General features: G+C 71.3%; 8 protein-coding genes. 6 read left to right on the plus strand and 2 right to left on the minus strand.

Translation table 11 applies throughout. The features are described 5' to 3' along the window. Positions 1-527 precede the first annotated feature (527 nt). The gene (locus tag AB0412_RS34555) at positions 528-1,610 is read right to left on the minus strand and encodes an NDP-sugar synthase (RefSeq protein WP_366406573.1); all 1,083 of its coding nucleotides are present in this window, start codon (positions 1,608-1,610) and stop codon (positions 528-530) included. 105 nt (positions 1,611-1,715) lie between these two features. Further along, a complete protein-coding gene (locus AB0412_RS34560) occupies positions 1,716-3,203 on the minus strand; it encodes a peptidoglycan recognition protein (RefSeq protein ID WP_366406574.1) in 1,488 nt (495 codons plus the stop codon). A gap of 127 nt (positions 3,204-3,330) precedes the next feature. Between AB0412_RS34560 and AB0412_RS34565 the strand changes: the two genes are divergently transcribed. The 6 genes from AB0412_RS34565 (at position 3,331) to AB0412_RS34590 (ending at position 12,537) form a co-directional block, all read left to right on the plus strand. After that, positions 3,331-4,086, plus strand: a complete 756-nt coding sequence (locus tag AB0412_RS34565) for a TIGR03089 family protein (protein WP_366406575.1) — start codon at positions 3,331-3,333, stop codon at positions 4,084-4,086. A 150-nt stretch (positions 4,087-4,236) separates the two neighbouring features. Further along, positions 4,237-5,463, plus strand: a complete 1,227-nt coding sequence (locus AB0412_RS34570; RefSeq protein WP_366406576.1) for an LCP family protein — start codon at positions 4,237-4,239, stop codon at positions 5,461-5,463. A 257-nt stretch (positions 5,464-5,720) separates the two neighbouring features. Then, positions 5,721-7,460, plus strand: a complete 1,740-nt coding sequence (locus AB0412_RS34575; RefSeq protein ID WP_366406577.1) for an LCP family protein — start codon at positions 5,721-5,723, stop codon at positions 7,458-7,460. Positions 7,461-7,565: 105 nt separating this feature from the next. Further along, positions 7,566-9,236 (plus strand): LCP family protein, encoded by a 1,671-nt coding sequence (locus tag AB0412_RS34580; RefSeq protein ID WP_366406578.1) that lies wholly within the window; start codon positions 7,566-7,568, stop codon positions 9,234-9,236. A gap of 150 nt (positions 9,237-9,386) precedes the next feature. Next, positions 9,387-10,802 carry an LCP family protein gene (locus AB0412_RS34585; RefSeq protein ID WP_366406607.1) on the plus strand — a complete coding sequence of 472 codons (1,416 nt, stop codon included), beginning with the start codon at positions 9,387-9,389 and terminating at the stop codon, positions 10,800-10,802. A gap of 154 nt (positions 10,803-10,956) precedes the next feature. Next, positions 10,957-12,537: an LCP family protein gene (locus tag AB0412_RS34590; protein ID WP_366406579.1), complete on the plus strand. Its 1,581-nt coding sequence runs from the start codon at positions 10,957-10,959 to the stop codon at positions 12,535-12,537. The last annotated feature ends 58 nt before the right edge of the window (positions 12,538-12,595 follow it).

Raw genomic sequence — 12,595 nt, forward strand, 5'->3', positions numbered from 1 at the left:
CTGGCCGGGGGTGGGTGTCGCTCGCCCGCGCTTGCGGGGTGCCGCTGCGCCCACCCTCCCCCACTCTCGGCTTCGCTCGAGCGGGGGGACCCCCATCGCCCTGGGGGCACCTCCCAGGCCCTCAAGGCACTGGGGGAGGCACGACTGCCCGCAGCTGAGTAGGCATGACGGCCCGCAGGCGCACGCGGCGGGGAGGGGACGGGGCGGTGGTGTCTGCCCGCAGCGGCTGGCGCGTCAACGACCCGCACCTTTTGAGTGACCGATTTCGCGCCAGACCGAGGACGGACACCACCGCCCCGGCCCCGACTCACCCACCGGCACTGGGCGCTACGCGCACCCCCACCGGACCCGCGGTGGCGCCGCAGGCATAAGACGCGCACTCCCACCGGACCCGCACAGGCGCCGCAGGCATAAGACGCGCACCCCCACCGGACCCGCACAGGCGCCGCAGGCATAAGACGCGCACCCCCACCGGACCCGCACAGGCGCCGCAGGCATCCCACGCGCACCCCCACCGGCCCCGCAGTTCACTGGTCCGACGAGAAGCGGACCGCGCCCGCCGGGATCTGCGCGTCGCACCACACCCTCGCTCCCTCCAGGAGCTCGTTGTGCGCGCCGATCACCGCCCCGTCGCCTATGACCGTGCCCGTGAGGATCGACCGCTCACCCACCCGGGCCTTCGTGCCGATCAGGGAGTCGGTGATGACCGCGCCGGGTTCTATGACCGCCCCCGGCAGGATGGTGCTGCCGAAGACCCGCGCGCCCTCCGCCACGAACGCCCCCTCGCCCACCACCGTCCCGCCGGCGAGCTTCGCGTCCGGAGCCACCCGCGCCGTCGGAAGAACCAGTCGGTCGCCGCACCGCCCCGGCACCGCAGGGGACGGCGCGCGGCCCAGCACCAGGTCCGCGGAGCCGCGGACGAAGGCCGCCGGCGTGCCCAGGTCCAGCCAGTACGTGGAGTCGACCATGCCCTGGAGATGGGCCCCCGCCGACAGCAACTCCGGGAACGTCTCGCGCTCGACCGACACCGGCCGCCCCACCGGGATCGCGTCGATGACAGACCGGCGGAACACGTACGCCCCCGCGTTGATCTGGTCGGTGACGATCTCCTCCGGCGTCTGCGGCTTCTCCAGGAACGCCAGGACCCGGCCCGTCGAGTCCGTCGGGACCAGCCCGTACGCCCGAGGGTCCGTCACCTTCGTCAGGTGGAGCGAGACATCCGCACCGGACGTCTCGTGCGTGCGCACCAGCGCCTGGATGTCCAGCCCCGTCAGGATGTCGCCGTTGAAGACGAGCACCGGCTCGTCCGGCCCCGAGTGCAGCCGCGACGCCACGTTCCGGATCGCCCCGCCCGTGCCGAGCGGCTCCTCCTCCGTGACGTACTCGATGTGCAGCCCCATCGAGGACCCGTCGCCGAAGTACGGCTCGAACACCTCGGCCAGGTACGACGTCGCCAGCACGATGTGCTCGACGCCCGCCGCTCTCGCTCTCGCCAGCTGGTGCGTGAGGAAGGGCACCCCGGCCGCAGGGACCATGGGCTTGGGCGTGTGCACCGTGAGCGGGCGCAGTCGCGTGCCCTTGCCCCCGACCAGGAGAATCGCTTCTGTCACCTGTCGTCTCTGCTTCCTGCCGGGACCGGCCGAACTGTCTTTCGGCCGGTCAGTGTATGCAGACCCTCCGGCAGGGAGAGATACGAACCGGCGCCGCCCCGAGCCTCAGCGTCCCTGGTAGCGGGCCGCCGTGCTGCGGGCCTTGCCGAGCTTGCCGTAGAGCTTCCCCCCGGGGCACGAGGTGTTGAACCCGTCCCGGTGACCGGAGATCACGTTCAGTCGCACCTTCTTGCCTTTTCCGTACAGGTTGCCACCGGCGGAGGTCAGATATGTCTTGGACTTCGGATTCATGCCGTGCAGACCGAGCTTCCACGCGGTGAGCCGCGAGACGGCCTTCACGGCGGAGGACGACGGCTTCTTGGAGCCGTAGGAGCCGATGACCGCGACACCCATGCTGTTGCTGTTGAACCCGAGGGTGTGGGCTCCCATGACCGGCTGGGCCACTCCCCCGGCCCGGCCCTCGTAGATCCTTCCGCACTTGTCGATGAGGAAGTTGTAGCCGATGTCCCGCCAGCCCAGGCTCACCACGTGGTAGCGGTAGAAGCCGCGGATGAGGGAAGGCGCCTGCGCGCACGAGTAGTTGTTGCCGGAGGCGGTGTGGTGCACGAAGGCCGCCTTGACCTTCTTCGTGTAGACGAACCCGCCTTTGCGCAGGCCCTCGTTCGCACCCCACCCCCGGCGCGTCGTGATGGCGGGCCGCGGACCGATGTACGGCTTGGCCTGCTGCTGCCCGCCGGTCCCCGCCGCGTCCACGGCCCCGGCCGCCTCCGTGCCGCGCAGCGCGAGCAGCTCCGCCTCGGTCTGCGCACGGGTCAGCGCGGGGATCTCGGTGGCGCCGAGGGGCGCGAGCCCGGCGTTGGCCTCGGACACGGCGGTCTCCTCGGCGGTCATGACGCCCGTACGGGACTCGTCCGCGGCGGTGCCGGGCGGCGGGGCCGCGGCTGCCGGCGCCTCGGCCGGGGCAGGATCCGCACCGGGGTCGATGAGTTCGAGATGCAGACCGGCGGGCAGCGCCCCCGCGGCCTCCCCGGTCCGCGCCTCACCAGAAGCCGTACCAGAAGCCGTACCAGGGGCTGTACCGGAATCCGCACCGGACGGCTCCGGCTCCGCCTGCACCCGGATCTCCACCCCGTCCGACTCGCCCACCCAAAGCGGTGCGGTGGCGCCGCGGACGCGCCCCGAGGAGCGTTCCGCGGTGCCGGGATCGGCCGCGTGGTCGGCGTTGTGGGTCTCGACGTCCTGCCAGCCGGACCAGGTGCCCGTGCCGGTCGCGCGGGTGCGCACCTGGACGCGGCCGTGGAGTTCGGCGGCCGGGTCGTCCCAGATCACGCCGAGGAGGGAGAAGTGACGGACCGTCCGGGGAGCGAGGCCGAAGACGGCGGCGCCGGAGGTGCGGTCCTGGCTGAGGGGGTTCAGGGGCAGCGACTGGGTGCTGCCGGGGACGGACGGCTCGGCGGCCGGGACGCTCGCGCGCGTGGCCGCTTCTGCCGTGGGCGCCCCTCTCGCGGCCGCCGCGGTGGCGGGCGGGGCGAGCGGGAGGGCGAGGGCGGCGGCGCAAGTGACACCGATTGAGGAAGCAAGAATTCCACGCATGCCCCGAGCTTGGACAGACCCGCACGAAACTGCCATCGGGGAAGTGCCGTGCGGCAGGCGCCCGTTCCCCCGAACCGGTGCCCCGTGCACGCGGTGCGCGAGGCGGTGTCCGCGTACGCTTGCTCGGGTGAACGCCACCGACCGCACCCCTGCCGACCTGCTGAGTTCCGCGCTGGCCGCGGACCCGGGACGCCCCCTGGTGACCTTTTACGACGACGCCACGGGCGAGCGGGTCGAATTGTCCGTGGCCACCTTCGCCAATTGGGTGGCCAAGACCGCGAACCTGCTCCAGGACGAGCTGTCCGCCGAGCCGGGCGACCGGGTGGCACTGCTGCTGCCCGCGCACTGGCAGACGGCGGTGTGGCTGCTGGCGTGCGCGTCGACCGGTGCTGTCGCGGACGTGGCCGGGGACCCGGCGGCGGCCGACATCGTGGTGAGCGGCCCGGAGACACTCGAGCAGGCGCGCGCCTGCCGGGGCGCGCGGGTCGCGCTGGCGCTCCGGCCGCTGGGCGGACGCTTCCCGCAGCCGCCGGAGGGCTTCGCCGACTACGCCGTGGAGGTCCCGGGCCAGGGCGACCGCTTCGTGCCGTACGCGCCGGTGGATCCCGAGGAGCCGGCGCTGATCGTGGCGGGGCGGGAGTTCACCGGGGCGGAGGTGGTCGAGCGGGCCCGGGCCGAGGCGCCGGAGATCGGGCTGACCGGTCCCGGCTCGCGCGTGCTGTCGGGGCTGCCGTACGACACGTGGGAGGGGCTGAACGCGGGTCTGTACGGCCCCCTGGCGACCGGCGGCTCCGTGGTGCTGTGCCGGAACCTGGACCGGCTCGCCGCGGACGCCCTCGACAAGCGGGTGGAGAGCGAACGGGTCACGGTCATCGCACGCTAGGGGGTGTCCCGGCGAGCCCGCCCGATTCCCCCGTTCGGCGCAACAACACCCCGCCCTCACCGCCCGTCGGGGTCATGGTCGAAGGGACACACGCCGTCCCGCAGGCCTCCGTACGCCCGTCCCGGCACGCAGTGAGGGGTGGACCCGGTCATGAGCGACACCGCAGACACCTCCTCGGCGGAGCCGCAGCACGGAGCGGAGCCCGGACCGGAGCCCGCATCGGGCGCCACGGCGAGCGGACGAGGTCTGGCGCGCCGCAGACGGCGGCACTGGCTGCACGGGACCGCGATCGGTGTCGCCGCGGTGCTGGTGCTGGCCGCCGGTGCCGGCTGGGCGGTGTACCGGAAGCTGGAGGGGAACATCACGCCGGACGAGGCGGCGATGGCCGAGCTCGAGCGGTTCGAGAAGGAGCGGCCCACCTCGCTGGTGAAGGGCGCCCGGAACATCCTGCTGATCGGCTCGGACTCGCGGTCCGGGGAGGAGAACCGGCGCTACGGGCGGGACTCGGGGACCGAGCGGTCCGACACGGCGATCCTGCTGCATCTGTCCGCGGACCGGCGCAGCGCCACCGCGGTGTCGATACCGCGGGATCTGATGGTGGACGTGCCCGGCTGTCTGCGCCGGGACGGCTCCCGCGCCGAGCCGATGTCCGCGATGTTCAACTACGCCTTCCAGGTGGGCGGTTCGGCGTGCACCATCCGTACCGTCGAGAAGCTCACGAATGTCCGGGTCGACCATCATGTCGTGGTCGACTTCCACGGCTTCAAGGAGATGGTCGACGCGGTCGACGGGGTCGAGGTGTGCCTGCGCAGGCCCGTCGACGACAAGGACGCCAAGCTGAAGCTGCCGGCGGGCCGAGTGACGCTGAACGGCGAGCAGGCGCTCGGGTTCGTCCGGGCCCGCAAGTCCCTCGGCGACGGCAGCGACACCGAACGGATGGAGCGGCAGCAGCGGTTCCTCGGGGCTCTCGTCAACAAGGTGCGCAGCAATGACGTACTGCTGAATCCGGCGAAGCTGTATCCCGTTCTCGACGCCGCCACCTCGTCCCTCACGACGGACCCGGAACTGGCGAGCTTGCGTGGTTTGTACGAACTCGTGCGCGGGGTGCGTGACATCCCCACGGAACGTGTGCAATTCCTGACCGTTCCGCGGGAGCCGTACGTCCACAACGTCAATCGGGACCAACTCGCCCAGCCCGCGGCACGGAAACTGTTCGAGCGGCTGCGCACGGACGCCCCACTGGTGGTCGCCCTGGGCAAGCGCACCACGGACGGTGACGGAAAGGCCACGGAAAAGGTATCGGGAGAACCCTCCGGGACGGCTTCTCCGGCGCCGACGTTCTCCGGGAACACCGCCGCCGAGGACGCCTGCACGTAAAGGTGACTCCAAGGCAACTCCAAGGCTGCGAACCCTTGTCCAGGGAAATGGGCGAATTGCCCGCTTGTAGGAACGTGGAATTTGTCACCGGCGTCGCCGCGGACTGATCCGGGCGGTTAGTGTGAGCGATCCGGTGCGTCCGTTCCTTCAGGTCAGTCCCACAGGTCAGTCCTCGAGGCCGCGCACTGTTGACCGAGACCCGAGCGCCTTTGGAGGGGAAAGGCGCCGCGTGGCCCCGACGGAGGATGCAAGCGACCGTGGACGCGCAAGGCCGTGGGCGGGCGGAGAACATCGACCCCGCAGACCAGTGGGTGCTCAACCCGAACACCGGTGAATACGAACTGCGACTGAGCCCTTCCGCACCGCAGTCGACCATCCCCTCGCCGCGCAGACCCCGGACCCCAGGCGGCGGCGCGGCGCGCGGTCGTACGGCGGCTCCGGAGCGGCCCGGCCGCGCGGTGCCCGGCCGTGAGGTGCCGCCGCCGCGCAGGCGCCGCGGGGTGCCGCAGGAGCCGCCTCCGGGACGGCGCGGGCGCCGGCCGGTCAAGCAGAAGGCGAAGGCGAAGAAGGCCCTGCTGTGGACCGGCGGGGTGATGGCGTTCGTGGTCCTCGCGGTCGGCACGGCCGGCTATCTCTATCTGGAGCACCTCAACGACAACATCACGTCCGTCTCCGACGACGGCGCGAGCACCGGCGGGTTCAGCAAGGACAAGGCGATCAACATCCTGCTGATCGGCACCGACAAACGCACCGGCGCCGGCAACGAGGGCTACGGCGACAAGGGCAGCGCCGGGCACGCCGACACCACGATCCTGCTGCACGTCTCCAAGGACCGCTCCAACGCCACCGCACTCAGCATCCCGCGCGACCTGATCGTCGACATCCCCGACTGCCCGACCACGCAGGAGGACGGCTCGCAGAAGGTCATCGCCGGCTCGCAGGGCGTCCGTTTCAACACCAGCCTCGGCCAGGGCGGCCGTACGCCCAGCTGCACCGCGCGGACCGTGACCGAGCTGACCGGCATCAAGCCGGACAACTTCATGGTGGCCGACTTCAACGCGGTCAAGACGCTGACCTCCGCGGTCGGCGGCGTCGAGGTCTGTCTGGCGAAGGACATCGACGACCCCGACTCCCATCTGAAGCTGTCCAAGGGCACGCACACCATCGAGGGCGAGACGGCGCTGGCGTACGTGCGCACCCGCCACTCGGTCGGTTTCGGCGGTGACTTGAGCCGGATCGAGCTGCAACAGCAGTTCCTCAGCGCGCTGATGCGGAAGCTGAAGTCGAACGACACGCTCACCAGCCCCTCGAAGATGATCAAGCTGGCGGAGGCGGGCACCGAGGCGCTCACCGTCGACTCCCAGCTGGACAGCATCAACAAGCTCAAGGACCTCGGTCTGGAGCTGGGCAAGCTCAACACCAAGAACCTGACCTTCACCACCGTGCCGGTCAAGGACAACCCGGCGGAGAAGGTGCCGACGACCGTCGTCCTCGACGAGTCCAAGGCCCCTCAGGTGTTCGACCTGATCCAGAACGACGTGTCGTTCACGGAGGTCAAGAAGCAGAAGAAGAAGGAGAAGGCCGCCGTCGCCGCCCGGCTGAAGGGCACCAAGGCACCGGCCTCCGAGGTCCGGGTGCGCATCCTGAACGGTGGTGCCGTCTCGGGCAGCGCGTCGGCCACCCTCACCTGGCTGCAGAACGAGCAGGGCGTCACGCGGTCGGAGAACGCCGGCAACGCGCCCGAGAACCTGAGCAGGACGACGTTGGAGTACGCGCCCGACCAGGCCGACCAGGCGCGCCGGCTCGCCGACATCATGGGCCTGTCCGGCTCGGCGCTGAAGCCCGGCAAGAGCGTCACCAACTCGCAGGGCCTGCCCGCGATGACGCTGACCCTGGGCAAGGACTTCAAGGGCGCCGGAGTGCCGCTCACGGGCGCGACGAAGGCGCCGGACGACATCCAGAAGTCCACGGCGGACAAGGTCGAGTGCGCCAAGTGACCTGACGGGCCTGTGCCGCGTCTTACGGGACGCGGGGCGGGCCCGTCGTGTGAGTGCGCAGGGTTGCGCAGGGGTGGGGAACCGAAGGGTGGGGGAAGCACGACGATGACGCAGAGCAGTGTGCACGGGGAGGGGACACGGCCGGGTGCGAGAGCCTCGCGCCGGCCGGCGGGCCAGGGGGCCGCTCCGTCCGGCGGGCGGCCGTCCCCGGAGGGCGGTGACGGCCCGGGAAGACGCCGCGCGGCGCCGGTCCGGCGGCACGGCGGGCGCGGGCCGCGGCGGGGGCGGCGCGCGCTGCGCTGGTCGGCGACGACGCTGGCGGTGCTGATACTCGGGACGGCCGGCGCCGGTTACCTCTACTACGAGCACCTCAACGGCAGTCTCGGCAAGGGCGAGCGCAGCAGCGGCGACTCCAAGGTCGGCAAGACACAGCCGAACGCGGCAGGGCAGACGCCGCTGAACATCCTGCTGATCGGCTCGGACAGCCGCGCCTCCGACGAGAACGTGAAGCTGGGCGGCAGCCGGGACACCCGCGGCGAACCGCCGCGCGGCGATGTGCAGATGCTGATCCACCTGGCCGCCGACCGCAAGAGCGCCGCCGTGGTGAGCATTCCGCGCGACACCCGCGTCGACATCCCCAAGTGCACCGACCCGGACAGCGAGAAGGTCTACCCGGCGACCAACGACATCATCACGTCCTCCCTGGGCCGTGGCGGCGCCGGCTGCACCCTGGCCACCTGGCAGAACCTCACCGGCGTCTACATCGACCACTGGATGACGATCGACTTCGCCGGGGTGGTGCGGATGGCCGACGCCATCGGCGGTGTCGAGGTGTGCGTCAACCAGAACGTGTGGGACCGCCCGCTGCCCACGATGTCCGGCGGCTCGGGGCTGAAGATGAAGGCCGGCTCGCACAAGGTCAAGGGCGAGCAGGCGCTCCAGTGGCTGCGCACCCGGCACGCCTGGGGCAGCGACCAGCTGCGGGCCCGGGCGCAGCACATGTACATGAACTCGATGATCCGCACCCTGCGGGGGCAGAACGTCTTCACCGACACCGGCCGTCTGACGGACCTCGCCGACGCGGCCGTCAAGTCGCTGACCGTGTCGGAGGAGATCGGCTCGGTGAAGAAGCTCTTCGACCTGGGAATGCAGTTGAAGACGGTTCCGCCGGACCGCATCACCATGACCACGATGCCCACGGTCGAGGATCCGCAGGACCGCAACCACCTTCTCCCGGCCGGCGCCGACGCCGAACAGGTGTGGACGATGCTCCGGGACGACATCCCCTTCGACGACAAGGGCGGCAGATCCGGCGCGAAGAAGGCGGCGGACGACAAGGCCGCGAAGGATCCCGCCGCACCGGACGGTGAGATCGACGTCCAGGTGCAGAACGCCACCGGCTCCTCGACCCTCGGCCCGGTCGGCGGGCGGGCGAGCGCGATCGCCCAGACCCTGGTCGGCAAGGGCTTCGCACAGGCCGTGCCGGACACCTCGGGCGCCGGGTCCGAGAAGCGGACGGTCGTGCGGTATCCCAGCGGGGACCTCAAGGGCGACGCCCGGCGGGTCGCCAAGTCGCTCGGGATTCCCATGAGTTCGGTCAAGCCGTACGAGGACGTCGCCAAGGTGACCGTGGTGGTGGGCGCGGACTGGCGCGAGGGGACGGCCTATCCGAAGCAGAAGTCGCCCGGGGCAGGTGAGCTGCCGGAGACCACCGACGCGCTCAACGCCTCGGAGACCGGCAAGTGCATGGACGTGTACGAGCCGTACCGCTGGTAGCCGGCGCGGCACGTGTCACTGGCGTCTCCCGGGGCTCAACTGTGTGGATACTGTCAGCACTTCACCAGTGTGAGCGTAAGGACGCGAGGGACCGTGCCGCAACGGCGGAAGCCCAGGACCAGGAGAGCCCTGCTGTGGGCGGGCGGGGCGATGGCGTTCGTGGTGCTCGGCACGGGCACGGCCGGCTACCTCTACCTCAGACACCTCGAAGGCAACGTCACCACGACCGACGTCGGCGACGCGGGCAAGGGCGGCTTCAGCAGGGACGAGGCCTTCACCATCCTGGTCATCGGCACCGACAGGCGCACCGGCAAGGGCAACGGCGGCTACGGCGACCGCGGCAGCACCGGGCACGCCGACACCACGATCCTGCTGCACGTCGCCGAGGACCGCACGAACGCGACCGCGCTCAGCATCCCGCGCGACCTGATCGTCGACATCCCCGACTGCCCGACGAAGCTGGAGGACGGCTCGCAGAAGGTCGTCCCCGGGCAGCGGGGCGTCCGCTTCAACCGGAGCCTCGGCGAGGGCGGCCGGGACCCGGGCTGCACCATGCGCACGGTGGCCGGCGTCACCGGCATCAAGCCCGACCACTTCATGATGGCCGACTTCAACGCGGTGAAGACCCTCACCGCGGCCGTGGACGGCGTCACGGTGTGCCTCGAACACCCCGTGGACGACCGGGAGTCGAAGCTGCGGCTCCCGGCGGGCGAGTCGACGGTGGAGGGCGAGGACGCCCTCGCGTTCGTACGGACCCGGCACAGCTTCGGCAACCAGGGCGACCTCGACCGGATCAGGGCCCAGCAGCACTTCCTGGCCTCGCTGATGCGGAAGATGGCCTCCGGCGACACCCTCACCGACCCCGGCAGGCTGCTGCGGCTGGCCGAGGCGGCCACCAAGGCGCTGACCGTGGACACCGGCATCGGCAAGGTGAGCACCCTCAAGGACATCGCGCTGGAACTGCGGAAGGTGCCGACGAAGAACATCGCCTTCACGACCGTCCCGGTGCGGGACAACCCGGCGGAGGCGGTGAAGGCGACCGTCGTCCTGGACGAGTCCAAAGCACCACAGCTGTTCGCGGCGATCCGCGACGATGTGCCGCTCACCGAGGTCGAGGAGCGGCGGAAGAAGGACAACGCGCGGGAGAGCATGGCCGGCGCCGCCCGGCTGGAGGGTCCCCGGGCCCCGGCCTCCGAGGTGCGCGTCCGTGTCCTCAACGGCGGCGCCCCGGCGGGCAGCGCCCAGGAGACCGTGCGGTGGCTCCAGGCCGAACAGGGCGTGGTCGAGGCGGAGAACGCGGGCAACGCGTTCGCGGCCCGGAGCAGGACCACGCTGGAGTACGCCCCCGACCAGGCCGCCCAGGCACGGCGCCTGGCCGACCTCATGGGTCTGCCGGGATCGGCGCTGAAGCCCGGCGGGAGCGTCACCGGCTCCCAGGGCCTGCCCACCATGGCCCTCACCCTCGGCAGGGACTTCCTGGGCGCCGGTGTGCGGCTCGACCGGTCACGGACGGTGGTGCCGGACGTGGAGAAGTCCACGGCGGACACGGTGGAATGCGCGCGGTGACGCTCAGCTGAGCGAGTCTGCGCGGTCGTCCGAACATTTGTTGAAACCGGTTGATTCCAGGGGGCAACTGACGGGCCCGTCATGCGTCTAACAGGACGCAGGACGGGCCTGTTCGACGACACGAGGGGTGCCAGGGGTGGGGAGGACGGCGGCAGTGACGCGGAACGCCGTGCGGGGAACGCTCCGTGACGACGGCCGGAGCGAACCGCCCCCGGTCGAGGACCCGGCCGGCCCGGACGACCGGGACCGCCCGCGGCGCGGACGCCGCCTGCTCAAGTGGTCCGCCGCCGTCCTCGCGCTGCTCATAGCCGGCTCGGCGACGGCCGGTTACCTCTACTACCGCCAGCTGAACGGCAACATCGACAAGCAGCCGCTGAACCTGGGCGACAACAAGGTCGCCGAGCCGACCCCGAACGCCGCCGGACAGACCCCGCTGAACATCCTCCTCATCGGCTCCGACGCCCGGGACACCAAGGAGAACCAGCAACTCGGCGGCGCCCGCGAGACGTTCGGCTCGACCCCGCTGGCCGACGTCCAGATGCTGGTGCACCTGTCCGCCGACCGGACCAACATGTCCGTGATCAGCATGCCCCGCGACACCCTGGTGAAGATCCCCAAGTGCACCGACCCGGACGACGGGAAGGTCTACCCGGCGAGCGAGGGGCGGGTGATGACCAATCAGAGCCTCGGGCGCGGCGGCCCCGGCTGCACGGTGGCCACCTGGCAGGAGCTCACCGGCATCCACATCGACCACTTCCTCATGGTCGACTTCGCGGGCGTGGTCTCCATGGCCGACGCGGTCGGCGGCGTCCCGGTGTGCGTGGACGCCAACATCCACTCCCGGAACAGCATGGGCCAGGGCTCCGGGCTGAGACTGGAGAAGGGCACCACCTACGTCAAGGGCGAGCAGGCCCTGCAGTGGCTGCGCACCCGGTACGGCTTCGAGGGCGGCACCGACCTCGCCCGCGCCAAGGCCCAGCACATGTACATGACCTCGCTGATGCGCCAGCTGCGCGAGAACGCCACCCTGAGCAGCCCCAACAAGCTGCGCCGGCTCGCCGAGCGCGCCACCGAGGCCCTCACCGTCGACCCCGGGCTCGACACCGTCAAGAAGCTGTACGACCTCAGCGGCGAGCTGCGCAAGGTGAAGCCGGAACGCATCACCATGACGACGATGCCCAACCGGTTCGTGGGCGCCCGGGTGGAGCCCACCGAGGACGCCGAGAAGCTGTTCCGGCTGGTGCGCGAGGACATCGCCCTGGACGGCCGGGACGTGAAGCCGTCCGGGCGGCCGGAGCAGGTCGTCCCGTCGGACCCGGCCGCCCCCGACGCCGAGATCGCCGTCCAGGTCCGCAACGGCACCCGCACGGAGACCGAGGGCGCGGCTCCCGGCCGGGCGAGCACCGTGCGCGCCCTGCTGGAGGACAAAGGTTTCACCTCCGCGACCGCCGACACCACCAGCGCCCTCAGCGAGCAGTCGACGGTGGTGCGCTACCCGAGCGCCGACCTCGAGGGCGACGCCCACCGCGTCGCCGAGGCCCTCGGCATCCCGGCGTCCGCGGTGCAGCGCTCCACCGACGTCTCCGGGGTCACCCTCGTCGTCGGCGCGGACTGGCGCGAGGGCAGGACGTACCAGGCCCCGGAGCAGGACACCGCCCCGCCCGAGTCGGCCGAGCCGCTCAACGGCGCGGACGACACGGCCTGCATGCACGTCGATCCGGCGTTCAGCTGGTAGCGGCCGAAGGGCCGGTTTTGTCCGTCCTGTGGTGGTCATGGCGTGAGGGGCGTAGGAC

The sequence above is a fragment of the Streptomyces sp. NPDC052012 genome, assembly GCF_040689265.1.
GTDB lineage: Bacteria > Actinomycetota > Actinomycetes > Streptomycetales > Streptomycetaceae > Streptomyces.